21 protein-coding genes and 1 tRNA gene are annotated in these 23,053 nt (G+C 64.6%); 13 read left to right on the top strand and 9 right to left on the bottom strand.

The features are described 5' to 3' along the window. Position 1: 1 nt before the first annotated feature. Positions 2–1,150 (bottom strand): (E)-4-hydroxy-3-methylbut-2-enyl-diphosphate synthase, encoded by a 1,149-nt coding sequence (gene ispG, locus K1X74_08475; protein ID MBX7166372.1) that lies wholly within the window; start codon positions 1,148–1,150, stop codon positions 2–4. Positions 1,151–1,385: 235 nt separating this feature from the next. Here ispG and K1X74_08470 point away from each other — a divergent pair, with 235 nt between their 5' ends. Continuing rightward, positions 1,386–1,718 (top strand): PadR family transcriptional regulator, encoded by a 333-nt coding sequence (locus tag K1X74_08470; GenBank protein MBX7166371.1) that lies wholly within the window; start codon positions 1,386–1,388, stop codon positions 1,716–1,718. A gap of 52 nt (positions 1,719–1,770) precedes the next feature. Beyond that, positions 1,771–3,021: a hypothetical protein gene (locus tag K1X74_08465; GenBank protein MBX7166370.1), complete on the top strand. Its 1,251-nt coding sequence runs from the start codon at positions 1,771–1,773 to the stop codon at positions 3,019–3,021. 20 nt (positions 3,022–3,041) lie between these two features. On the opposite strand, the gene K1X74_08460 is transcribed toward K1X74_08465, so the two are convergent. After that, the gene (locus K1X74_08460) at positions 3,042–3,923 is read right to left on the bottom strand and encodes an alpha/beta hydrolase (protein ID MBX7166369.1); all 882 of its coding nucleotides are present in this window, start codon (positions 3,921–3,923) and stop codon (positions 3,042–3,044) included. A gap of 62 nt (positions 3,924–3,985) precedes the next feature. Next, positions 3,986–5,113, bottom strand: a complete 1,128-nt coding sequence (locus K1X74_08455; GenBank protein ID MBX7166368.1) for a glycoside hydrolase family 88 protein — start codon at positions 5,111–5,113, stop codon at positions 3,986–3,988. 104 nt (positions 5,114–5,217) lie between these two features. Between K1X74_08455 and K1X74_08450 the strand changes: the two genes are divergently transcribed. Both K1X74_08450 and K1X74_08445 read left to right on the top strand, forming a co-directional pair. Continuing rightward, positions 5,218–5,691, top strand: coding sequence for a tRNA (cytidine(34)-2'-O)-methyltransferase (locus tag K1X74_08450; protein MBX7166367.1), 474 nt, complete (start codon positions 5,218–5,220; stop codon positions 5,689–5,691). Positions 5,692–5,739: 48 nt separating this feature from the next. Continuing rightward, positions 5,740–6,282: a DUF4112 domain-containing protein gene (locus K1X74_08445; protein MBX7166366.1), complete on the top strand. Its 543-nt coding sequence runs from the start codon at positions 5,740–5,742 to the stop codon at positions 6,280–6,282. 25 nt (positions 6,283–6,307) lie between these two features. On the opposite strand, the gene K1X74_08440 is transcribed toward K1X74_08445, so the two are convergent. Next, positions 6,308–7,084: a DUF2071 domain-containing protein gene (locus tag K1X74_08440; GenBank protein MBX7166365.1), complete on the bottom strand. Its 777-nt coding sequence runs from the start codon at positions 7,082–7,084 to the stop codon at positions 6,308–6,310. 79 nt (positions 7,085–7,163) lie between these two features. Here K1X74_08440 and K1X74_08435 point away from each other — a divergent pair, with 79 nt between their 5' ends. Next, positions 7,164–8,216, top strand: coding sequence for an Ldh family oxidoreductase (locus K1X74_08435; protein ID MBX7166364.1), 1,053 nt, complete (start codon positions 7,164–7,166; stop codon positions 8,214–8,216). Positions 8,217–8,331: 115 nt separating this feature from the next. Next, the gene (locus K1X74_08430) at positions 8,332–10,623 is read left to right on the top strand and encodes a CehA/McbA family metallohydrolase (protein MBX7166363.1); all 2,292 of its coding nucleotides are present in this window, start codon (positions 8,332–8,334) and stop codon (positions 10,621–10,623) included. A gap of 44 nt (positions 10,624–10,667) precedes the next feature. On the opposite strand, the gene K1X74_08425 is transcribed toward K1X74_08430, so the two are convergent. Continuing rightward, positions 10,668–11,660, bottom strand: a complete 993-nt coding sequence (locus K1X74_08425) for an endonuclease/exonuclease/phosphatase family protein (GenBank protein ID MBX7166362.1) — start codon at positions 11,658–11,660, stop codon at positions 10,668–10,670. A gap of 234 nt (positions 11,661–11,894) precedes the next feature. Here K1X74_08425 and msrB point away from each other — a divergent pair, with 234 nt between their 5' ends. Then, complete coding sequence (gene msrB / locus K1X74_08420; protein MBX7166361.1) at positions 11,895–12,332, top strand: peptide-methionine (R)-S-oxide reductase MsrB; 438 nt, start codon at positions 11,895–11,897, stop codon at positions 12,330–12,332. A gap of 40 nt (positions 12,333–12,372) precedes the next feature. On the opposite strand, the gene K1X74_08415 is transcribed toward msrB, so the two are convergent. Beyond that, the gene (locus K1X74_08415) at positions 12,373–13,749 is read right to left on the bottom strand and encodes a terpene cyclase/mutase family protein (protein MBX7166360.1); all 1,377 of its coding nucleotides are present in this window, start codon (positions 13,747–13,749) and stop codon (positions 12,373–12,375) included. A 520-nt stretch (positions 13,750–14,269) separates the two neighbouring features. Here K1X74_08415 and K1X74_08410 point away from each other — a divergent pair. The 3 genes from K1X74_08410 to K1X74_08400 all read left to right on the top strand — a co-directional run bounded on the left by K1X74_08410 (position 14,270) and on the right by K1X74_08400 (position 15,694). Then, the gene (locus tag K1X74_08410) at positions 14,270–14,758 is read left to right on the top strand and encodes a DinB family protein (protein ID MBX7166359.1); all 489 of its coding nucleotides are present in this window, start codon (positions 14,270–14,272) and stop codon (positions 14,756–14,758) included. Positions 14,759–14,852: 94 nt separating this feature from the next. Further along, positions 14,853–14,926, top strand: a tRNA-Met gene (locus K1X74_08405). A 177-nt stretch (positions 14,927–15,103) separates the two neighbouring features. Continuing rightward, on the top strand, positions 15,104–15,694 hold the full coding sequence (locus K1X74_08400; GenBank protein MBX7166358.1) for a peptidylprolyl isomerase: 591 nt from the start codon (positions 15,104–15,106) through the stop codon (positions 15,692–15,694). A gap of 113 nt (positions 15,695–15,807) precedes the next feature. On the opposite strand, the gene K1X74_08395 is transcribed toward K1X74_08400, so the two are convergent. From K1X74_08395 to rnc, 3 genes are all read right to left on the bottom strand, one after another. Next, positions 15,808–16,533, bottom strand: a complete 726-nt coding sequence (locus tag K1X74_08395) for a hypothetical protein (GenBank protein MBX7166357.1) — start codon at positions 16,531–16,533, stop codon at positions 15,808–15,810. A 114-nt stretch (positions 16,534–16,647) separates the two neighbouring features. Continuing rightward, positions 16,648–17,364 (bottom strand): methyltransferase domain-containing protein, encoded by a 717-nt coding sequence (locus K1X74_08390; protein MBX7166356.1) that lies wholly within the window; start codon positions 17,362–17,364, stop codon positions 16,648–16,650. Between the two features lie 30 nt (positions 17,365–17,394). Continuing rightward, entirely contained in the window at positions 17,395–18,123 is a 729-nt protein-coding gene (gene rnc, locus K1X74_08385) for a ribonuclease III (GenBank protein ID MBX7166355.1), read from the bottom strand. A gap of 301 nt (positions 18,124–18,424) precedes the next feature. On the opposite strand from rnc, the gene K1X74_08380 reads away from it, so the two are divergent. The 3 genes from K1X74_08380 (at position 18,425) to mgtE (ending at position 23,050) form a co-directional block, all read left to right on the top strand. After that, a complete protein-coding gene (locus K1X74_08380) occupies positions 18,425–19,912 on the top strand; it encodes a Do family serine endopeptidase (GenBank protein MBX7166354.1) in 1,488 nt (495 codons plus the stop codon). A 292-nt stretch (positions 19,913–20,204) separates the two neighbouring features. Next, the gene (locus tag K1X74_08375) at positions 20,205–21,551 is read left to right on the top strand and encodes a hypothetical protein (GenBank protein ID MBX7166353.1); all 1,347 of its coding nucleotides are present in this window, start codon (positions 20,205–20,207) and stop codon (positions 21,549–21,551) included. A 152-nt stretch (positions 21,552–21,703) separates the two neighbouring features. Then, positions 21,704–23,050, top strand: coding sequence for a magnesium transporter (gene mgtE, locus K1X74_08370; GenBank protein ID MBX7166352.1), 1,347 nt, complete (start codon positions 21,704–21,706; stop codon positions 23,048–23,050). Positions 23,051–23,053 lie beyond the last annotated feature (3 nt).

Raw genomic sequence — 23,053 nt, 5'->3', positions numbered from 1 at the left:
CTCAGGCCCCCGCCGGCGAGCGCTGGGCGATCAGCGCGTCGAGCTCCTCGCGCAACCGATCGAGAATCTGATCGTACGGAAATGCGCCCAGCTCCTCGGCGCCGCGCTTGAGATTCACGAACTTTGGCCCGCACCACAGGCCCAGGTCGGCGTCGTCCGTTTCACCGGGACCGTTCACCCGGCAGCCCATCACGGCAATCGTCAAGGCGTGATCGCGGGCATACTCGGTCATCGCCTTGACCTGCTGGGCCAACTCGACGAACGCTTCGTTCTCGACCCGCGAGCAACTCGGGCAACTGATGATGTTGAGCGTGCTGAGCCCGTAGTCGACGACCGAGCGGACCCGGCCGGCGGCGATATCGGCCAGAATTTGCCGCCCGGCGGCGATCTCTTCGCGCTTGCGCGGATTGGGCACGGTAAGCGACACACGGATCGTGTCGCCGATGCCGCGGCTGATCAACTGCTCGAACGCGATCCGGGTCTTGATGATTCCATCGGGCGGAATGCCGGCTTCGGTCACGCCCAAGTGCAGCGGTACGTCAGGGCGCTGCGCGGCGAACCGGGTGTTGACCTCGATCACCTTGCGCGGGTCCGAATCCTTGAGCGAGACGACATAGCGCGCAAAACCGATCGAGTCGAGCAGTTCGCAGTGCTCCCAGGCACTTTCCAGCATCGGCGAGATCGAGTCGTCCTCGGCAAATTTCTCGAGCTGGGCTGGATCGACCGACCCGCAATTGACGCCCACGCGTAGCGCGCAGTCGTTGGCCGCCGCCACTTCGGCGATAAACCGCACCTTGTCCTGCCAGGGCTTTTGCCGTTCGTGGTGGTAGAGGTGGCCCGGGTTGTAGCGAATCTTGTCGACGCTCGGCGCGACCACCGCGGCCAGCCGATAATTTTCCTGCAGATCGACCGACAGGTTGGCCGTCGTCTGCCGGCGGATTTCGGCCAGCGCCTCGGCGTCCTTCTGACTGTCGACGGCGATGCGAATCACGTCAGCCCCGGCGTCCTGCAGGTCGTTCACCAGTGCCACGGTCGCCGCGACATCTTGCGTGTGCGTCGCCGTCATGCTCTGGACGGCAATCGGGTGCCCACCGCCCAGGGTAACCGTGCCAACCCGCACCGGCCGGGTGGGATTACGCGTGATTTCCAAGAGATTGCTCCAGCAAGAACTCGCGCTGCGCGCCGGGCCAAATCGAACCGCGAATTGGGCCGCAACCACAGTTTATCGCCTTACCGCGCGTTCGGGGAGCGGGTGGCACCTTGTCCAACTTCTCGCTTGCATACCTGGCCAGCATAGGTATCATTATACCTAGACACGCAAGGCATGTTCGACCGACACGGTCGGCGACCGCTTGCGGATGCAGATCAAGAAGGGACCCAGGCTCGTGAACGCCGACTTGCTCCGTGGTGCATTAGAGACGGTCGTCCTCGAAGTCATCGCCGAGGGGCGCACCTACGGCTATGAGATCGCCAAGGCCATCGAACGGCGCAGTGCCGGCGCCTTACTCACCCAGGAGGGTACGCTGTACCCCGCCTTGCATCGCCTGGAAAAACGCGGGCTGCTGGCCGCGAATTGGCGCGACTCGCCCGAAGGCCGGCCGCGAAAGTATTACCAGCTGACCGCACAGGGGCGGAAGGAACTCGAAGCGGGGCGCAAAGAGTGGTCCGCATTCACGGCCGCCGTCAATCGCATCCTGGGTTTGGCGTATGTCGGATGATGCGAGGCCCACAGTTCCCGACTCGGAAGTAACCGTTGGCGAACCCGGCAACGTGCGGGCTCGGATTGCCGCCGAGCTGGCCGATCATCTGGCGCTGGCGACCGCCGCCGCGCAGCAAAGCGGCGCGACCGATCCCGAGGATGCGGCCCGGCGACAGTTCGGCAATTTCACTTGGGTTACCTGGCAATGTTGGTGGATCAACGCTGGAGGGCAAATCATGCTACGCGCCGCATTGTTCATTGTGATGGTTGCGACCACGTCCGTGTTGTGCCTGTTATCGATGCAGATGTCGCGAGTCACCAGCGACCTGTCGGCACTGGCCGCCGCACAACGCGAAATCCTGGCTGCCCAGAACGACCAGAGCCAGCGCGAAATCACCGGCCGGCTTTACCTCGGCAGTCCGGACCAACCAGCGGTCGGGACGGGGGTGGAAATCAGGGCTTTGCCTTCGCTCGAAGTCTTTGCCAATTTGACAACGGACCAGGAAGGACGCTTTTGCAGCGGAATCTTGCCGCCGGGCACTTATGCCGTACTTGCGCCGCTGATTGGCACCGGCAATCCTGAGGTCGTGGGAAATCAGGGCGCCTTCCCTGGGTGGCAGCGTATGCGGCCAATCTTCAACGTCCAAAGCGCGCCGATCACCTTACCCACATTGCACCACGCGATCGAAATGGACGTCGAACTCCTTGGCGGCCAGCTTGAGATTGAACTTTCACGCGATGTACCGCTCGACGTCGGAAACGCCGTGAAAGTCCCCATCGTCTGGGACCTGCAAGTGATTCCACTCGATCTATGGGCGTTGCCCTGGTCGCCGAACTTGGCAACGCAACCGCCTGCGTTCCCCGCAATGGGCCCGTCCATAGCACTGGGCTTCTCGAGGCACGCAGCGGTTCACGAGCTCGACACGGACCGGATTTTGAGATTCGGTTCAGAAACGCTCGCCTGGCCGTCGGGACGCTATTTTGTGATCGCGCGGCTGACCATTGTGCCCGAGGGTGGTTCTGGCGGCGGCCTTGGGGGCGGGGGTGGCGGCTCGTTTCTCGAACCAAGCGATTCGCTGTTGTTCCGCCTCTGGAAATTCCGTCTCAACGAGCAAAGCCAGCGGCGCTACGAACCCCCGCGGCCGAAGCCCAACGAACAGGTCGTTCATCTGGTGCCGAAGAAGATCGTGCGACTGTCGATTGCGACGCCGCGAGAGTATTTGGATCGCGTGACGAGAATCGTCGACAAAGAGAACCCCAGCGACGAAGAGCTGAAGTCGGTCGCCTGGTCCGATCCGCTGCCCTTGGTCGAGATTCCCTGAGCGGCCTGTTTGTCGACGACCTAGCGGGCAAACAGGGCCGTAACCGCTGCCTGAGACATCTGCTTGTCCGAATGTCCGGCTCCACGCACGGTCCGCTTCTGCCAATGAAAGTCGGCGTCGAGCGCGGCCGCGCGCTGCCGGGCCCGTTCAAAGAAAAACTGGCCCCGCTCGAAGCGATGCTGACCCTGCCGGTCGGCCTCGGCCGTTTTGCGCAGATTGGGGTCGTCGCGATCGGTGTCCGCGTCGCCTAACAGCAAGACGAAGTCGCGTGCAAAGCCTTGCCTGAGCGTCTCGTCGCTCGCGGTCGTGCCATCTAGACCGTAGGGAAATGCACCGGCTTCGGGGAGCGTGTAATAACCGGGATTCGCGGCGATCGCCCGCTTGAAGCGCGCCTGAGGCAAAAACATGACCAGCCGCTGCACCACCTGGCCACCGGCCGAATGTCCATACAAGTAGTATTGCTCAGAGCGGTTTCCGGCCGCCTCGCGAACGTAATCGAACAGGTGCTCGATGGCCGTAAAGGTCCACTTTGTCGGGTCAATTGCGCGGCCCTGGTCGTCGAACATGTTGCCGCGCTGATACGCCTCGTCCGAGTACGCTTGCTCGGAGAACTCGGGAACAATCAGCAAGAATCGCTGGGCCTCGGCGTGTCGCACCCATTGATCGCGATACTCCCGGCCGTTTCGGCGCATGCCATGCATGACAAACACGATGGCCGATTTGGGCTTGAGGGCCCGGGGAGCATGCGTCCACACAACGATCGGCTTGTCGGCATTCCCTAGCCGATCGACAAACTGAAAACTGGCCGAGCCGAGTGCAATCCGATCGCTTGCCAGGCTGCGCGTGACAGCCAGCAGAACGATGAGGGCAATCAACGTCGAGATCGCTTTGCGCAGCTTCATTTCGCTTCGTTGACGTAACGCATGTATGAACTCGAAGACGCGGCTCCAGCGCGAGCACCGCTTCAATCACCATCCAGCGCTCGCAACAGACCTTCGAGAAAGAAGAATTCGCCCCACATCACCGATTCGTCGACGCCCAGGCCCTTGGCGGTGTGATATACGCCGTGTCGCAGGCTGCCTTCCCAGCCGGGCACTCCCGCGGCCAGATATTCGCTGCCGGTGAGGGCATCGAGCATGCGCAAGGCCGTCGTTCGATAGGGCTCGGCACGCTCCTCGCTCGACGAGTGCCCGGCCAGATGCAACAGTCCGCTGGCGGCGATGGCGGCGGCCGAGCTGTCCTTTTGCGGTCCCCAGGGCAACGGCGCCGAGAGGTCGGCGTCAAAATCCCAGTAGGGCACGCCATCGGCCGGCAGCCGCGCCAGCCAGAACGCGGCGTTGCGCTCGGCCACCTCGCGCCATTCGTCGTTGCCCGTCAGCGCATAGCACTGGCTATAACCGTAGAGCGACCAGGCCAGTCCCCGGGCCCAGCGGCTGTCGCCGCGTAGCCCCTGGTGCGTCGATTCACCCAGGAATGCGCCCGACTCGAGATCGAACAGCCCCTCGTGCGCCGTCGAACCATCGGCCCTGACGATCCGGTCGCGCGTCGTGCGGCAATGCGCTTCGGCCACGCGCAGCAACTCGGCATCGCCCGTTGCCTGGGCCCCGTAAAAGATCAGCGGCACGTTCATCATGATGTCGATGAACAACGACTGCGGACCGATAAAGCTGCAGAGATACTGTCCGCGCTCGCGAAATCGCAGCGCCAGCGTGCGCGCGGCGGTCAGCAACACTGCCTGCAACCGTGGATCGCCGGTCCGCTCGTACCAGGGGCGATAGGTGTTCAAGAACACGAAGCCCAGATCGTGCACGGCGCGGTCGTGCTGCCGCGGTTCGAGCAGGCGCGAGTAGCGCTCTGCCCGTTGGCGCCAGACCTCGTCGCCCGTGTGGCGTTCGAGCTGCCACATGGCGCCGGCCAGGAAGCCGCCCGTCCAGTCGGTCCACAACTCGCCGGCGTGATGCCACCGGCCGGCGGTCGTATAGGCCGGGAAATAGTCGGGCCAGCGGCGCACGGTTGCGTCGAATTGCGCAGCGGCGAAGTCGACGGCCCGGCAGTAACTTGCGCGCTGCGCGGCGGTAAGAAGAAGCGGCATTTCGAGACCCATCGACAACCTGGCCCGTCGAATGAATGCAACTGCACGGGCAATGTAGCCGACCGCCTGCCGCGCCGGCCAGCGTGCGCGATTACAATGCGGCGATGTACGAGCCCAAGCTGCATGTCGTGCTCCACCAGCCGGAAATTCCTCACAACACCGGCAGCGTCGGCCGTACGTGCGTTGCCGTCGGTGCGAAGCTGTGGCTCGTGCGCCCGTTGGGTTTCCGGGTCGACGATTACTACCTGCGCCGAGCCGGGCTCGACTACTGGGAGCACCTGGTCTGGGAGGTGGTCGACGACTGGGCCGCGCTCGTCGAACGGTTGGGCCCGCCGGACCGGTATTGGTACCTGACCAAGACCGGCCAGGTGCCCTATGCCGGAGCCCGTTTCCAGCGCGACGACGTGTTCGTGTTCGGCTCCGAATCGAGCGGCTTGCCGCGCGAATTGCTCGACGCACACCCCAAGCGCTGCCTGCGGATTCCCGTGCGGGCTCAGGTACGCAGCCTGAACCTGTCGAACGCGGCCGCGGTGATCCTCTACGAAGCGGTGCGCCAGCACGGCTGGTCGCTCGACTGACAGCGAATTGCGCCAACCCGATCTGCCCGGGCTGCGTAGAATCCGTTTATGAACCAAAATCTTCGCACGGCGCCAATCGAGCCCGAACTTGTCGACGGCGAACCCATGTTCGACCACGGCGACGACGATCTGCGGCGCGCCGAGTTCGTTGCCTATTGGAGCGATAGCGCATTCGAGATCCCAGGCTTGGGGGTCCGCTTCGGTCTCGACCCGCTGTTGGGCCTGATCCCTGGCCTGGGCGACGTGCTGACCACGGTGGCGGCGCTCTACATCCTGCAGGTTGCTGCGCAGCGCGGCGTGCCCCGTGTAACGATTCTGCGCATGGTCGCCAACACGGCCGTCGATTTGTTGGGCGGCGCAGTACCGCTGGCTGGCGACCTGTTCGACGTCGGCTGGAAGTCGAATCAGAAAAACGTGCGGTTGCTGCGTCGCCATCTCACGGCGTCGCCCCGCGAACTGAAACGGGCGCGGCGTCGCGACTGGCTGATCGTCGGCGCGGCAGCCGCCGTGGTCCTGATGGCCCTCGTCGGGTCGCTGGCCTTGACGGTCTGGCTGATCACGGCGTTGGTCGGTGCGATCAGCGGCAGCTAGCCCTAAGCGCCGCATCGCCCCGTCGTCATATCAGCCGCACACCGCGCCGCACGACGACCGGAGAGCCTTCGGCCAAGAACGCCGAAACGGGCGGCCGTTCCAGCCAGGCGGCGAACGGTTGTCCGTATTCGTCGGCCGCGTCAATCTCGCACCGAGGCTGCTCAATCGGCAGCACACGCCACGGCGGGTGCTCGACGCGATACTCCATGGTTCCGCCGTCACGTTGACGGGCATAGCCCCAGTAGTGTTCGGCGATGAACTCGGCCTGACTGCCCGGTAGGAGCGGAGCCGGACCACCCGCAACGACCGCTGCCAGGCGACTGACGCGCGATCCTTGCCGCCAGTTATAGGCCACGGTGCTGCCGGGCTTCGGCAATCCGTCGCGCAGCGCCAACTCGTGACCCATCGGGCGAGCCACGTAGTTCTCGTTGTAAATCAGCCGGGCGACGGCGGCGATGGCCCACCTGGGAACGATTTCCTTGACGAAGACGACGCCCCGACGCCAGCCCTCGGGTCCCTGGCGGCGCACATAAAACCGCAGATTGACCTCGTCAAAATGGCGGTGGAACGGGATCGGCAGCCCGCGGACGATCGTGTCGAGAAACCGAAACGCCACCAGGCTGACGTACGTCCGGCCCTCCCAGGTGTCGATCTCGGTGCCGCGCGGCGCCCAAGCCGTGAGCGCCTCGACGGGCGCCTCGAAATTGAGCATCAGCAGCCACTGCCAACGGGCCGTCAGAAAGGGCCGCTGGTTCGTCGCCCGATCGTTCGTCGTTTGGGGTACGGCAGCCGCGTACGTCATCGTCGAACACCCCCGATTGCCGTTATGCTAACGACCGCGCCCGGAAAATTCGATCCCGCACTCGTCAAACCACTTTGCCATGAAGATTCCCGCGAAGACGCTGAAATTGTTCGCCATCGAACTGCTGAAAGCCGGGGGACTCGGTTCGGACGAGGCCCGCGCCGTGGCGACGAGCCTGGTCGACGCCAATCTTCGCGGACACGATTCGCACGGCGTGATGCGCATCCCGTATTACCTCGACCAGGTGGCCAAGGGGGAGATCAGTCCAGCAGCGCGGCTGAGCGTCGTCCGCGAAAGCGCCGCGACGCTGGTGGCCGACGGCAACTGGGGTTTCGGCCAAGTCCTGGCCCACGAGCTCACCGAGCGACTCGTCGCCAAGGCCCGCTCGGTCGGCGTGGGAGTGGGCACCATGATCCACTCAGGCCACGTTGGACGTCTCGGCGAGTGGTGCGAACTGGCGACCGAGTTCGGCATGTTGGCGATGATGATGGTCAATACCCACGGTGCCACGCGGCGCGTGGCGCCGCCCGGCGGCAAATCTCCGCGCCTGGGCACCAATCCGCTGGCCTTCGCGGTGCCGCATGGCGACGAACCGCTGGTGCTCGACTTTGGCACCAGCGCCACGGCCGAGGGCAAGGTGCGCGTCAAGCGCATTGCCGGCCAGTCGTGTCCCGAGGGCTGGCTGCTCGACAGCGAAGGACGACCAACGGTCGAGCCCAGCTCGCTCTACGGCGATCCGCCCGGTTCGATTCGGCCGATGGGAGGTGATCAGCCGTTCAAGGGCTTTGGCCTGGGAGTGATGGTCGAGATCTTCTCGGGCGCTCTCTCCGGCGGGCTGTGTGCCCGCGAGGTGCCGGAAACACAACTCGGCAACTGCGTGTTCATGCTCGTGGCTGATCCCGGCCATTTCGGCGGCAGCGAGCATTTTGCCCACGAGGTGGGCGGCTTGTTGACGTTTATTCGCGGCTGTCCACGGATCGATGGCGTCGATCGCATTACGCTGGCCGGCGATCCCGAGCGCGCCGTGCTCGCCGAGCGAACCCGTTCGGGAGTTCCTTTCGACGACGGCAACTGGCAACAGTTGGTCGACCTGGCCGGGCGACTGAAAGTTGCCGCGCCGGCCGGCGCCTGACGTACCCCTTGTGGCCGCCACTTGCTTCGCCTCTGGCGGGCTGCCAAGTTGTTGGGGTCGTGATCGCGCCTGAACAGGCGCCCACATTCTGCCCGCGCACCTGGAAGATTTGATCATGGGTAGGCTCAAACAATTCTGCGCTGCGTCGTTGTGCCTGGGGCTGCTGACTGCATCGGCGTCTGCCGACCCGCTGCCGCTGGTAACCGGGGTGGAATGGCAACCGCTGTCCGCGCAGATCAAACGCGTCGCCCAGGCCCTCGAACTGGCAGGCGCGCCGCTGTCGGCCGAACAACAGGCCGCGCTCGACAAGGCCCTGGCGGCCGTCGATTCGCCCGAGGCTGTCGCCGGCGTGCAGGCCGTGCTCGATCCGCTGTGCCTGGCTGGCGTCAACGTAAACCCCGAAAGCCGCGTAAAAGTGGCCCGGGGCGAGGCCGCCGCCGACCTGATGCAAAACGGCTGGCGCGTGTTCCTGATCAAAGTCAACAACGAGGCCGGCGTTACGGCCGAGCTGCGCTGCACGAGCCCCAACGCTGCCAAGCTGCACCAGCGATCGACCGGCGAAGCGGAGCCGCAGGTTACCGTCACGCCGCAAGACGCGGCCGATCGGTGGCTCGAAATCTCGATGACGGACAAGCAGCCGCTCAACAAGACGCTCTCAGGCCTGAAACTCGAATACCGCATCCTCGAACTGTACAGCCGCGACGTCGGCCGGCGCGAGGCAAAGCTGGCCTTCGACGTGGGGCAGGGGACCCAGGATCTCGGGTTCCGCAACGAGATCAACGTGTTGTTTCAATGCACTCCAGCCGTCGAGGTGGTGCTCGACGTGATCGATGACGACGGTACGCCTACGACCGGGCAGTTCGTGATCCGCGACGCCCAGGGGCGGATCTACCCGGCCATGACGCGGCGCATGGCCCCCGACTTCTTCTTCCATCAGCAGATCTATCGCGCCAGCGGCGAGTCGGTCGCGCTGCCGCCGGGTAAATACGAATTCACGTTCTCGCGCGGCCCCGAATATTTGATCGAAAAACGCCAGGTCGACGTGCCCGACACGGTGTCGCACAAGGAGACCTTTCGGCTGAAGCGCTGGATCAAGCTGGCCGACTACGGCTGGCGCTCGGGCGACCATCATGTTCACGCGGCAGGTTGTGCGCACTACGAATCGCCGACCGAAGGCGTGCAGCCGATCGACATGATGCGGCACATCGTCGGCGAAGACCTGAACGTGGGTTGCGTACTCTCCTGGGGGCCATGTTGGTACTACCAGAAGCAGTTCTTCGAAGGCAAGGTGCACCGGCTCTCGACCGATCGCTACTTGATGCGGTACGACGTCGAGGTCTCGGGCTTTCCGAGCTCGCACTGCGGACATCTTTGCCTGTTACGGCTGACCGAGGACGATTACCCCGGCACGTCGAGGATCGAAGAGTGGCCCAGTTGGGACTTGCCCGTCTTGCAATGGGGACAGAAGCAAGGCGGAGTGGTCGGTTTCTCGCACAGCGGCTGGGGACTGTCGGTCGACGACGACAAACTGCCCAGCTTTGAGATGCCTCCCTTCGACGGCATCGGCGCCAACGAGTTTGTCATCGACGTCGTGCACGGGGCCTGCGACTTCATCTCGGCGGTCGACACGCCGATCGTCTGGGAACTCAGCATCTGGTATCACACGCTCAACTGCGGCTACACCACGCGGATCAGCGGCGAGACCGATTTTCCCTGCATCTACGGCGAACGCGTGGGGCTAGGGCGCGCCTACGTCAAGCTGCCCGAAGGCGGGCCGCTGGATTACGACGCCTGGGTGCACGGGCTGCGCGACGGGCGCAGCTATTGCTGCGACGGCCTGAGCCACTTGTTCGACTTCCAGGTCAACGGACTCGGCGTCGGAGAGCCCGGCGTCGAGGGCCGGCCTAGCGTGCTGGGAGTCAAGTCGGGAGAGCCGCTGAAGGTCAAGGTGCGCTCGGCCGCGCAGTTGGCCACTGAGCCCCGCGAAGACATCCGCAAGAAGCCGCTCAGCCAACAGCCCTACTGGCACGTCGAACGGGCGCGCGTCGGGACGACGCGCAAGGTGCCGGTCGAATTGATCGTCAACGGTACGTCGGTCGAAACGCGCGAGATCGAGGCCGACGGCAGCGTGCAAGACCTCGAGTTCGACTACCGGCCCACCCAATCGAGTTGGGTCGCAGTCCGCGTGTTTCCCTCGTCGCATACCAATCCGATTTTTGTCGAGGTCGATGGCCGGCCGATCCGCGCCAGCCGCCGCAGCGCCCAGTGGTGCCTGGACGGTGTTGACGTGTGCTGGAAGGCCAAGGTCGACAAGATTCGCGACACGGAACGCGATGCGGCCGGTGCCGCGTTCGACGTGGCCCGGCAGGCGTATCGCAAGATCCTAGGGGAATGTCAGACCGACTGATCCGGCTTGAAGCGGCGCCGGTGGCGTACGGCCGCCTGGCGAATTCAGCGCCGCCTCAGGAACAAGGCCACGAGCACCGCGCCGGCCGCGGCCAGCACTAGTCCACCGGGCTCCGGCACCACGACCACGTCGAAGGTGGCCGTCACCGGGTAATGGTCCGACGGCCATTTGCCGTTGAAACTCGTGCGGATGATCGACGCGCTCGTCGCGGTGAAATCGTCGGAATGCAGGATAAAGTCGATCCGGCTGCCCGACGTACCGCCTTGAAAGTCGTGGAACGTCCGCTCTTGGGATCCGGTCGTGGGAAACACGTCGCGGTAGCTATCGTACAACTGAAACTCGGCCGGCGCATTCAAGCCCCGGATCTCGTTGTAGGCCGTCGTCGCTTGCGTCGTGTTGAAATCGCCCAGCACTAGCACCGGCAGCTCGCCCGCCAGGCCCGGAATCCGATCGCGAATCAGCGCGGCCGATTGATTGCGGGCCGATGAGCTGGCATTGTCCCAGTGCGTGTTGAGGATGAAATACGACTGGCCCGTGGTCGCATCGCGCAGCTTGACCCACGAGGCGATTCGCGGCACGCCGCCGACAAGAAACGAGGTGCCTGGCACCTCGGGCGTCGCGCTCAGCCAGAACGAACCCGAGTCGAGCAGCGTGAAACGCTCGTGGCGAAAAAAGATGCCGGCATATTCGCCGTCCTCGACGCCGTCGTTCCGCCCCACGCCGTAAAAGTCGTACTCCGGCAGCCCCGTTTGCAGATCGGTGATCTGCCAGACATACGGCTCCTGCACGCCAAGCACGTCGGGCAGGAAGTTGCGAATCACCTGGACGGCCCGATCCTTGCGCGGCGCTTGCCCGTTGTACCAGCCATTCGTGCCGAACAGGCCATCAATATCGGCCGCATAGCGGACGTTGAACGACATCGTGCTCAGCGAGGCCGTTGCGGCCGGGGCGAGCGTGCCCTGGCTCAACGGCAGCACCGCCAGGATCAGGGCCCATCGGGCCACGCGCGAATTGCCGGTCGGCCTCACTTGCGGCATTCCGGCCGCCGGACCACGCCGGCTGCGTTCGCCGGGGGTGTAACCGGGCTGGGCAACCCTGCATCGAACGCTTGTCATGCAAACCTCACCGGCAACAATTTCCCCCACGGACGAACGATGCGTATTGTAATTCTCGCCATCGCCGCCGGGTTGACCCTGTTCGCTTTTTGGGGTCAAGCGACCACTCCTCCGACCGCAAACAACGCCTCCATTGGACCTTCAGGAGAGAAGACCATGCCACCGACCGCGGAAAACATGCCCGACCGTGTTTCCAAGAGCGATGCGCAGTGGCGGGCCGAGCTGACGCCCGAACAATACCACGTCACGCGGCGCAAGGGCACCGAACGGGCCTTTACCGGCGACTACTGGAATGAAAAGACGCCCGGCGTCTACACCTGCGTCTGCTGCGGGCAGCCGCTGTTCAGCTCCGAGGCCAAGTTCGACTCGGGCACGGGGTGGCCCAGCTTCTGGCAACCGGTCGACGGCGCGGCCGTGGCGACCAAGTCCGATCGCAGTTTTTTCATGACGCGCACCGAGGTGTTGTGCAGCCGCTGCGACGCGCACTTGGGCCACGTCTTCGACGACGGCCCCCAGCCGACCGGCATGCGGTTCTGCATGAACTCGGCCGCCCTGAAGCTGAAGCCGAAGCACGACGCGCCGCCTGCGAAGTAATCGCTGGCGGCAAATTGCCTGCCAGCGTCCAGTACCCGCGCTACTGCGGTCGCCCCACGGCGGTCGAGTAGATCGGCAAGTGGCGGTAGTACACCTCGAGAATGTAGGTCGACAAGCAGGTCGTATAGAGGCGCCCGCCTTGATATCCCCAGCGGTCGGCCTCAGGCTGCGTGGGATGCCAGGAGCCGGCCTCGGGGCCGTTCTGCATCTGCTTGTCGACTAGCAAGTCGCGCATCACGGGATTCCAGTCCTGCCAGGCGTCGCCCTCCATGTGATGCAGCACCTGCGTGGCGTAATACCAGTAGTAAACGTTGCGTTCTTTCCAGGAGGGCAGGTTTTCAGGCAACAGCAGAAATTCGACGCCGCGTTGCAGCCGTTCGTCGCTCCGATCCCAACCGAGGTACTGCCGGCACAACAGACCCTCGGCCGTCATCACCTCGCTCGGCGTGCCGCCGGGTGTATAGCTGTATCGGCTGCCTTTCTCCTTGGAGACCGAGTTGAGAAAGTCCTCGACCTTGAGAAGCGCATCCGAGGGGACTTCGATGCCGCCCATCCGGGCACTTTGCAGGGCCATCACGACCCAGCCGGTGACGGAGAGATCGCTGTCCTGCCCGGGCAGATAGCGCCAGCCGCCTTTGCCGGGGTCCTGATTGGTGAGCAGATAGCGGACGGCGCGCTCTGCCACGAGCCGCAACTGTGATTCTTGCGTCATGGCGTAGAGTTCGCAGATCGCGATCGTCGCCTGTCCTTGGGTGTAAAAGCGGTTGTTCTGGGGTGCATCGCTCTGCTCGAAGAAGCTGCCACGATCGTCCTGCATCGCGATCAGCGCTTCGACGGCCTTGGCCATCACCCGGCGGTAGCTGCCGTCTTTGACGTGCGTGTGCCCTGCGCCTTGAAAGGCCAACATGGCCATGGCAGTCGCGGCGGCGACGTTCTCGAAGCCGCCCCCGTCCTCGTAGGGCCCCTTCAGGCTCCAGGTGCCATTGTCGCGCTGCTGCTTCGCCAGCCATTTGAGCGCCGCGCCGACCGCGCCCTCGCTACGGCCCGTGCCGCCGTAAGCCTTGAGAAGCACCTCTTTGCTGCCGGCCTGGCGTCCGTCGAGCGCGTTGCCGATGGCCGGCGCACCGATGTCGCTCGATGCGTACATCCCGTCGATGCTGACATCGAGATTGGGCGGCGCGGAGAACGGATCGTCGACCTCCGGCAGCGGCGACAGGGCAATGATCTCTTCCGGCGCGGTTTCGTCGCCGAGCCCTTGGGCCGAATCGTCGTCGAGTTGTTCGCCTTGCCGGTCCGCGACGACTTCGAGCTTGACCTCAGCCGGCCGATGCGGCGGAAACATCATCCACAGGCCGGCGGCAATCAACACCAGCATGTGGACCACCATGCTGATCAGCCAAGGTGGCGCCTGGCGCACGGCAACCGTCGTCAGGTCCTCGGACGACTCCCCGCTCCGTCGGTGCGGACTGGCCCCGTGCGCATTGCCCGTCGGCGCGGCTAGCCCCCCGACATTCGCTGGGCGCACGGTCGCCTGGGGTACGGGGGCTCGCCCGCCTAATGCGTCGTTCGGCGATGCACTCGCCATCTGGCCGCTCCAACCGCCGGTCGCGCCACCGGCAAAGTCGACACCTGCGCGCCAAACGGCCTTGCACCCGATTGCGACTCGGCGCGCAAAGCCACACCCTAATGCTGGCTCAAGAAACGTGCCAACAGGGCCTGCTCCATCCCCTGCGGCGGCCCGCGCAGAGTCCTGTTGGTGGAATCGTATCGGTCAGGCACGAGGGGGCCAAGCAGGACCGCACGCCGCTAGCCGCAGGGGGGCGTACCAGCCGCCTGCGGGCAGCACCCGGGCGCACCCGATGACGATGGGCCGTCCGGGCGTTAGGTTACACCTTGTGTTGTAATCCCCAGCGGCTCCCATCAGTAAGCAGCGTGCCATGACCATCTCCGAAGTAATCCTGCCCGAATTCGATCTCGAGATGCCGCGTACCCGGCGCATTCTTTCCTGCCTGCCGACGGATCGGTTCGACCACTGCGTGCATGATGGTTTGCATACGCTCGGCTGGAACGCCAACCACATTGTCAGCTGCCTCGGCTGGACGCCGATGATTCTGGAACAGCCCGAATTCGACGCGGAGCCGGTCGGCGGCCCGAAGTATCAGGTTCCGTCGCTGACTACGGTCGAGGAAATCCTCGCGGCGTTCGACGTCAATGCGGCCAAAGCCCGCGCGGGGATTGCCCAAGCCACGGATGCCGTGATGGCCGAACCGTGGTCGTTGAAGGTGGCTGGTCAGACGCTGTTCACTGTCTCGAAGGGCGAGTGCTTGCGCACGTGGGTGCTCAATCACTTGGTTCATCACCGAGCGATCCTTTCGGTCTATCTGCGGATGAGCGGCCTCGAGCACAAGGGGCCGTATGACATGTAATGCCTGCCAGCAGCGCCGGCAGGCGGCCATGGAATTTCCTGTTCATGGCCCTCGACGTTGGTCACCGATCGAGTACAATAAGGTTCTAACATGACGCGGGGTGGAGCAGTCCGGTAGCTCGCGAGGCTCATAACCTCGAGGTCGCAGGTTCGAATCCTGTCCCCGCAACTGTTCGCTCGACACGGCCAAGGCCCAACGCCTTGGCCGTGTTTGTTGCTGCGCCAAGCAGTTACTTCACGCGCCGGATGCCGTCTGGGCGACCGCGCCGGGCAGTAGTGGTGCCGTGGCACAATTGCTACGATAACCGCACCCAAATCCCGCGAACCCGTAAGGAGACAGTGCGCGATGAATCTTTTTCGTTGGGTGCTCGTGGCGTCGGTCGTGGCCACGATGCTTCAGGCCAATTCCCCACTTGCCGCGAAGGATCCCATGCTACCCCGCTGCTATTTCGACATTACGGCAGATGGTCAACCGTTGGGCCGGATCGTGATGGAACTCCGTTCCGACGTCGTGCCGAAGACGGCCGAAAACTTCCGGGCCCTGTGCACCGGTGAAAAAGGCTTTGGCTTCAAGGGCAGCGCCTTTCACCGCGTGATTCCCGAATTCATGTGTCAGGGCGGCGACTTTACCCGCGGCGACGGCACCGGCGGCAAGTCGATCTACGGCGCCAAGTTCGCCGATGAAAACTTCACCCTCAAACACACCGGACCCGGCGTATTGAGCATGGCCAATGCCGGTCCCAATACGAACGGTTCGCAGTTCTTCCTCTGCACCATCGCCACCCCCTGGCTCGACGGCAAGCACGTCGTTTTCGGCAGCGTGGTCGAAGGCCTGGACGTCGTGAAGAAGATCGAAGGCCTGGGGTCGCGCTCGGGTGCCACGCGTGCCAAGATCGTGATTGCCGATTGCGGAGAGCTGAAGCCCGCGGATCAATGACCCGGGCACGCAATCGAAGTGAATGCAACCGGGCCGGCTCTCGCGCGGATGCGAGAGCCGGCCCGTAGCGTTGAGCGAACGCGGTACCGCCGAATTCAACGGCCCCGCCGGTTTCAATTGTCGCTGTTGTTTCGACGGGCACGGCCACCCGGGCGCCCAAATCCTTGACCGCCACCGAATCCCGGCCGGCGCATCTCGCCCTTGAACGGCTCGCCGACCAGCGACTTCCACGATTCTTGCTGCGGTTCGGTGAGCACCGCCAGCAACCGCTCACCGGTTTGCTTGCGTAGCTCTTCGGCCTTAGCGCGCATGCCTTCGCGGTTGCCTTCTCCGCCACCTTCAAAGAGCTTCCGCATCGCGGCGCGTGACTCCTCTTCGATTTCGGCGATCTTCTGCTGTTGCTCGTCTGTCAGCGCGAGCGCCTGGGCAACTTCGGGGTCGCTGAAGGCCTGCGGGCCTTGCTGTTGCCAACCGATTTGCTTGATCCGCTTGAGCTGGTCGCCCGACAGCAACTGAGCGAGCATGTCGTTCGTTTTTTTCCGCATGTCCTCGAATGCCGCCCGGCGTTCTTCCTGACTCAGCTCGCGCGATTCCTCGAAGGCCTCGCGCTGTTCGTCCAAGAGTTCGGTGAGCTTGTCGAGCTGTTCCTGGGCCAGGTTCAGCTCTTTTCGCACGGACTCCTGCATCAACAGCATGACCGGCCCCCCGAATCGCGGCCCGCCAAACCCACGGTCGCCGCCCCCGCGGCGTGGCCCGCCTGGGCCGTCCTGGGCGAACCCCACCAACGGCACCGACGCGATCAGAGCCACGGCCACCAGCGCGTTCCGAAACCAGCGCATAACCACCCTCCCGTCGTTCAAGATTGAGCGGCCAAACGGGGCCGCGGGCTAGATCTCTCCGACAATCTAACCCCGGGGAAGCGGCTACGGTATCGAGCGAGTCGCCGTAGCTGCTCAGGCCGGCGCAATCTCGGCCGGTTGGGGACTGCCCGGCTTCTCGGCGACGAGCATGATTTGCCGGGCAAAGTCGATGCCCAGCAGCCGGAACAGCCAGCCAAACAGATACCGCCGCGCGAGCTTGCGATGCACGGGGTCGTGATAGATTCTCACGATCCGCACTGGTTCGAGCCCTGCCAGCGTCACGAGCGACGCCAGCTCGTCGTAACACAACGGCGTGCGATGGGTCGCATCGCGCAAGTAGGCGGGCGGGTAGAACGTATTCGGCGTGCTCAGCACCAACTGCCCCCCGGGAGCGAGCAACTCGGCCACGCGCGCCAGCCAGGGCCGCAGCTCGTCGAGCGACAAATGCTCGACCACTTCCAGGGCCACGATCCGCTCGTATGGCCCGGGCACATCGGCCAGCTCGCGATAATCGTGCGGCAGGGCCGTATCGATGTCGAGCGACTCGTACTGCACGCTGATTCCACGGCTGGCCAGTTTCTGGACCAGTCCGCGGTCGCCCGCGCCGATCTCAAGCATCCGCGTGCGCGGATTGCAGCCAGCTTGCACCACGTCGAGCACCCGGCGAACGATGGGGAGCGCGAAGATATTGGCCCCGAACCGATCGGCCGCGGCGCGGCGGGCCGCATAGAGCTTCGACCAGGAGACATCCTGCCTGGCTGTCCGGTGGGGCGCCTCGTAGCGGTGTTGCGTTTCGCTGAGCGTCGTCATCCTTGACCTCGCTTTCTGAAAACCGCCTGCTCAGTCGCCGGGAAAGGGGACCGGTTCGCCGCTCAGCTCGCTGAGCGCGTTGCGCGCGGCGCGCTGTTCGGCTTCCTTCTTGTTCCGGCCCCAGGCCGGATGATAGCGATTTCGCCCGATCTGGGCCGATACCTTGAAGCACTTGCTGTGGTCGGGGCCCTTCTCGTCGAGGAGCGAGTAGGTGGGCGTCGTTCCGTACTCGCGCTGGGCAATTTGCTGCAACAGCGACTTGTAGTTGCCGCCGTGATCGCCGCCGGCCGCGGCCTCGATCTCCGGACCGACATGACGCAGCAAGAACTCGCGAACCGCAGCTTCCCCGCCGTCGAGATACACCGCCGCCACGAGTGACTCAAAGACGTCGGCCAGCAGCGAGGGCGGCACGCTGGGGTGCGTTGTCATGCCCTTGCCCAGGATCAAGAATTCGGCCATGCCCAAATGCTGGCTGATCTTGGCGCACGTCTGGCGGCTGACCACGACCGACTTGACCCGGGTCAGATCTCCTTCGAGATAGTCGGGGTATTGCCGGTACAAGAACTCGCAGACGATCGCCCCGAGAATTGCGTCGCCGAGGAACTCGAGCCGCTCGTTCGACGCCAACCGGTGCTGGGCTCCCGAGGCGTGCGTCAGCGCAGCGCGCAACAGCGTACGGTTGCGGAACACGTAGCCGATGCGCTGCTCGCAGCTTTCCAGCGGGTCGGCGGCGGTTGTCGATTCTTCGCGTTGATTCATGCGGGGTTGCGCCGGTCGACGGTGGCGTCGGCCAACGCGTTCGAGAGAAAGCCTGTTGAGCGCAACCCTAGCTGCCACAGCAGGTTTTGTCAACGCGGACGGTTCCGCACGCCGGGGCCATGGGCCTCGCGGCGCAAGATTCTCAATCGCCCTTGGCAAGACGTTCACCCTGCCTGGAAACTACCCCCATAGAACCGCACTTGGGCGGGCTGCGTAGTTCGGAACATTGAATCCGCCCCCATTTCCTCGTCGCGGCCATGAATTCAGCGGCCGCACAAGTGTGTAGACAAAGGAGGTTGAGATGACTGATCGACTTGCAAACCGCGCGCGACGCGCGGCGACTTACGCGGCGCTGGCCGTCCTGCTGGCCACCCCCGCGTTCGCACCGCCCACGGTGCGTGCACAAGAAATCGACCCGGAGACCGCCCGGCAACATGCCCGGGCACTGTCTCAAGCGTTTCGCGACGCGGCCAAGCTGGCCACGCCTTCGGTCGTGAAGATCGAATCGAAAACCAAGGCCAAACGCGTCAATCGCGCAGAGCGCGAGAACCCGTTCAAAGGCACGCCGTTCGAAGATTTCTTCAACGATCGGTTCGGGGACGGGATGCAAACTCCGCCACGCGCCGGCGTCGGCTCGGGCGTGATCATCGACGCCAGCGGCCTCATTCTGACTAACAATCACGTCGTCGAAGGCGCTGACGAGCTGCTCGTGCATCTCGCCGATGGCCGCGAGTTCAAGGCCACGGACGTGCGCACCGATCCGCGCACCGATCTGGCCATCATCCGTATTCAGGCCGAGGGATCGCTGCCCGTCGCCAAGCTCGGTGACTCGGACAAGCTGTTCACCGGCGACTGGGTGATCGCCATCGGCAATCCGTTCGAGCTTGAACAAACGGTCAGCGCAGGGATCATCAGCGGGCAGGGCCGTGAGCTGGGCTCGATCGAACGCACCCGGTTTCTGCAGACCGACGCCGCCATCAATCCGGGCAATTCCGGCGGTCCGCTGGTCAACCTCGACGGCGAGGTCATCGGCATCAACACGGCGATTGCCAGCAGCAGCGGCGGGAACATGGGCGTCGGCTTCGCGATTCCCGTGAACCTGGCCAAACGCGTCGCACGCCAACTGATCGACAAGGGCACGGTTGAACGCGCCTACCTGGGCATCGGCATCGGCGAATTGACCACCGAGCTGGCCGAACAACTGGGCGTCGATCGCGGCCATGGCGTCGTGGTCGCCCAAGTGTTTCCCGACACGCCGGCGGCCGAAGCCGGGGTCCAGGAAGGCGACGTCGTATTGACGTTTGCCGGCCACCCGGTGAGCAAGCCGAGCGAATTGCAAGAATTCGTGGAAAGCTCGCCGATCGACTCGACGCAGAAGCTCGAGTTGTTGCGCAACGGCAATCACCAGACCGTGGAGGTGGTCGTCAAGGCGCTGCCCAAGCAGTTCGGTCGCGGTAGCGTCGAAGAGGAATCGGCGGCGCCGGACGAAGAACATGCCCCTGGCCGCGCGGATGAGTTGGGCATCACGGTCGAAAACCTTTCGCCCGAGGTCGCTCAACAACTCGACTTGCCCAACACCAAGGGCGTGGTGATTACCGAAGTCGACCCGGCGAGCGCGGCAGCCGAAACCGGTCTGCGACCGGGCATGGCCGTTCTGCGCGTCGGGAAGAAGCCGGTGTCGAGCGTCGAGGAGTTCATGGCGCTGGTGAAGTCGGAGGCAACCGCCGACGGCGTGCTGCTGCTGGTCCGCACCAGCCAGGGAAACCGGTTCGTCGTGCTGAAGCACTAGCCGCGACAATCGTTTCCACCCGCGGATTCGACAAAGGGAGCCTGCCCGGCCGACGCTGTCATCGGCCGGGCAGGTGTTTTTTTGGGCTATTTTTCGCTTTCCTGCCGCCGCACGGCCCCGCTTGACCGGCCCTTGGGACGGTCGAACAATGGCCAGCGGACGCACGTCGCCGCGCTGAGCTTGCCTGCAACCTTTATCGTGCGTCCTCGATGGGAGGCCAGACTCCAAGCGGGGTCACTCAAACCGGGGCCCATCCAGCCGGGGTCAGCAAGCCACAAGGTGCACTCCGCCCATGAGCAAGATACCGCGGCTGGCTATAGGGGCCTTTGGCGAAGGTGTCATGGGAACCGTCGAGCCTGCGGCGACGCGTTACATCACTTGGGCCTTGGCCGACCTGCTGTCGCGGTCGTCCCACCTTCCCACCCGGCGCCAGGTGCAGCTCTTCCGGGGCGATGACCGCCCCGCCGGCGACCGTGCGGCGCGTGCCGCCGCCGGATTGCAATCTCGGCAACTGGACAGTTGGACCATGTCGGCCGGCACCTGTCGCGAGCTGTTTCTGCTGGGGTGCCACGGCAAGGAAATCGCACTCGTCGAAGGCACCTACGGTGCTCGTTCCGAGGTGCCAAGCGACCTGAACCAGTTGGCCGATTGGCTACAGATGCCGCGACTGGTCGTGCTCGACTCGCGTTGCCTGAGCGATTGCCGCCTGCCCCGTCGGCCCCGCGCGGTGGATGCCGTGCTGCTCGACCACGTGCCCAGCCGCAGTGCGTTTTGTGCCCTGGCGACGACGCTCGAAGCCGTCTGGGGTGTGCCGGTCGTCGGCGGGCTCGAAGCGAACCCTCGCGTCCGCGAGGTTCTCGATCATGCCACGCCTGGCAGCACGCCCTGGCGCGAGGCATTACGCGCAGTGGCCGCGCAGCTCGCGATGTGGACCGACTTGGAACGCCTGGAACGTCTTGCCGCCAGCGCCGTGCCCTTCGACGAGCCGCTCGCCGTTGCGAAGGAAAACCTGCCCAAACTGCGCCTGGCCGTGGCCTGGGACGACGCCTTTAACGGTCCCACGCCAGACTTCATCGAGATGCTCGAGAGCAAAGGTGCCGAGGTGCGCGATTTTTCGCCGCTGCGCGACGAGGCCTTGCCCGGCGAGTGCGATCTCGTGTATCTCGGCTGCGGGCGCGTCGACGAGCATGCAGCCGAATTGGCCGCCAATACCTGCATGCTGTTGGCCTTGCGGCAACATGCCTGGCACGGTCGCCGCGTGCTGGCCGATGGTGACGGTCTGGCGTATGCATGCTCCAGCCTGATCGACGCCAAGCACCGGCATCACACGCTCACGGGGTTGTTATCGGCGACGGCGCGCCGGCAGGGCCCACACCGCGTCGCGCCGGTGCAAACGCAATTGGCCGGCGACTGCTGGCTCGCGCCGGCCGGGACCTGGCTGCGCGGCTATCGCTGTTGTCACTGGACCCTCGATCACGAGCCTGCGTCGCGCGCCGGATTGGACGCGACGCGCGAGATTCTCGTGTCCCGGCGGACCATCGCCACGCAATTGCGCGTGCACTATGCGGCTCGTCCCGATCTCATGCGGGCGATCTTTGCGCCACGTCCGGGGACGATGATCGCCGCGGCCGCCGTGTGAAGCCGCCGAGCGAAATCGGACGGCTTTGACAGTTTTGGCACGGCCAAGCATACTCAGCGTTTGCGCTGCGGCGCCCTGCTCCGGGCCACGCACTCCCGCTGCTTTTCTTCGGGGTGACGGACGCTCACCGTTGCCGCTTGGCTCGCCCGGTCATGACCAACACGCTGTACCTGCCCGAACTTCGCGAAATGCTCGCCGAGCACAATACGGCCGAGCTGCAGGAGTTCTGTACGGCGTTGCACCCTGCGCGGACGGCCGAGTTCATGGAGGGCCTCGACCCGCTCGAGGCCTGGGAAGTCTTGCGGCATGCCGAGCCCCACGTACGGGTCGAAATCTTCGGCTACTTCGATCAGGAACGGCAGGTCGCCATTTTCGAAACGGCCGACCGCCACGAGGTGGCCGCGCTGATTGCCCACATGCCGACCGACGAGCGCGTCGACATTCTCGCCCACACCGAAGAGGGCGTCGTCGAACAGTTGCTCGATCTGCTGCCGGCGGACGACCGCCGCAACATCTTGCGCCTGCGTTCCTACCCCGACGGCACGGCCGGTGCCGTGATGACCACCGATTTCGCGCGGCTGGCCGAAGAGTGGACCGTCGACGAAGCGCTCGCGCGCCTGCGTCAATTGGCCGAAGAGCTGGAAACCGTCTACTACCTCTACGTCGTCGACGGCTCCGATCATCTGCGCGGGCTGGTTTCGCTGCGCCAGCTAGTCTTGGCCAGGCCGCAAACCAAGATTGCCGACATCATGCAGCGCGAGGCGGTGTCGGTCCGCGTGACCGACGACCAGGAAGAAGTGGCGCGGCAACTGGCCAAGTTCGACTTTCTGGCGATCCCGGTGATCGACCGCGAGAACCGCCTGGTCGGGATCGTCACGCACGACGACGTGATCGACGTCGTCCGGGAAGAGGCCACCGAGGACGCCCACCGCATCGCCGGCGTCGAGCCGCTCGATTTCGGTTACCTCGAAACCTCGGTCGCCTCGCTCACCTGGAAGCGGGGTACCTGGCTGGCCACCCTGTTCTGCATGGCCCTGATCACGACGTATGCGCTCAGCCAGTACGAAGAGGTCATCGCCAAGGTCACCTGGCTATTTTTCTTCGTGCCGCTGATCAATGGCAGCGGCGGCAATACGGGGAACCAGTCGGCCACGCTGATCATCACGGCCCTGGCCACGGGCGACGTTCATCTGCGCGACTGGCTGAAGGTCGTGCTGCGCGAGTTGCGCGTCGGCGCGCTGCTGGGCGCGGGATTGGGACTGCTGGGATTTGTCGTGGCCAATTTTGTCGCGCCGAGCGCCTGGGACGCCGCCGTCGTTGGATTGGCGCTGTTCCTGGTCGTGTTCCTCGGCGCGATCGCCGGCACGCTCTTGCCGCTCGGTTTTCGCTATCTGGGCCTGGACCCCGCGTTGATGAGCAATCCGGCGGTCGCCTGCTTAATCGACCTGATGGGGGTGCTCGTCTACATGACGGTGGCGATTGCCGTTCTGGGCATCTAGCGC

The sequence above is a fragment of the Pirellulales bacterium genome (assembly GCA_019694435.1).
Lineage (GTDB): Bacteria > Planctomycetota > Planctomycetia > Pirellulales > JAEUIK01 > JAIBBZ01.
Note: the sequence above shows the minus strand (reverse complement) of the source record. Positions and strands in the feature narration are given on the sequence as shown.

Coding starts and splice junctions, on each gene's coding strand:
- K1X74_08460 (MBX7166369.1), bottom strand. CDS start 3,923: ATGAAGCTGCGCAAAGCGATCTCGACGTTGATTGCCCTCATCGTTCTG.
- K1X74_08455 (MBX7166368.1), bottom strand. CDS start 5,113: ATGCCGCTTCTTCTTACCGCCGCGCAGCGCGCAAGTTACTGCCGGGCC.
- K1X74_08450 (MBX7166367.1), top strand. CDS start 5,218: ATGTACGAGCCCAAGCTGCATGTCGTGCTCCACCAGCCGGAAATTCCT.
- K1X74_08445 (MBX7166366.1), top strand. CDS start 5,740: ATGAACCAAAATCTTCGCACGGCGCCAATCGAGCCCGAACTTGTCGAC.
- K1X74_08440 (MBX7166365.1), bottom strand. CDS start 7,084: ATGACGTACGCGGCTGCCGTACCCCAAACGACGAACGATCGGGCGACG.
- K1X74_08435 (MBX7166364.1), top strand. CDS start 7,164: ATGAAGATTCCCGCGAAGACGCTGAAATTGTTCGCCATCGAACTGCTG.
- K1X74_08430 (MBX7166363.1), top strand. CDS start 8,332: ATGGGTAGGCTCAAACAATTCTGCGCTGCGTCGTTGTGCCTGGGGCTG.
- K1X74_08425 (MBX7166362.1), bottom strand. CDS start 11,660: ATGCCGCAAGTGAGGCCGACCGGCAATTCGCGCGTGGCCCGATGGGCC.
- msrB (MBX7166361.1), top strand. CDS start 11,895: ATGCCACCGACCGCGGAAAACATGCCCGACCGTGTTTCCAAGAGCGAT.
- K1X74_08410 (MBX7166359.1), top strand. CDS start 14,270: ATGACCATCTCCGAAGTAATCCTGCCCGAATTCGATCTCGAGATGCCG.
- K1X74_08400 (MBX7166358.1), top strand. CDS start 15,104: ATGAATCTTTTTCGTTGGGTGCTCGTGGCGTCGGTCGTGGCCACGATG.
- K1X74_08395 (MBX7166357.1), bottom strand. CDS start 16,533: ATGCGCTGGTTTCGGAACGCGCTGGTGGCCGTGGCTCTGATCGCGTCG.
- K1X74_08390 (MBX7166356.1), bottom strand. CDS start 17,364: ATGACGACGCTCAGCGAAACGCAACACCGCTACGAGGCGCCCCACCGG.
- rnc (MBX7166355.1), bottom strand. CDS start 18,123: ATGAATCAACGCGAAGAATCGACAACCGCCGCCGACCCGCTGGAAAGC.
- K1X74_08380 (MBX7166354.1), top strand. CDS start 18,425: ATGACTGATCGACTTGCAAACCGCGCGCGACGCGCGGCGACTTACGCG.
- K1X74_08375 (MBX7166353.1), top strand. CDS start 20,205: ATGAGCAAGATACCGCGGCTGGCTATAGGGGCCTTTGGCGAAGGTGTC.
- mgtE (MBX7166352.1), top strand. CDS start 21,704: ATGACCAACACGCTGTACCTGCCCGAACTTCGCGAAATGCTCGCCGAG.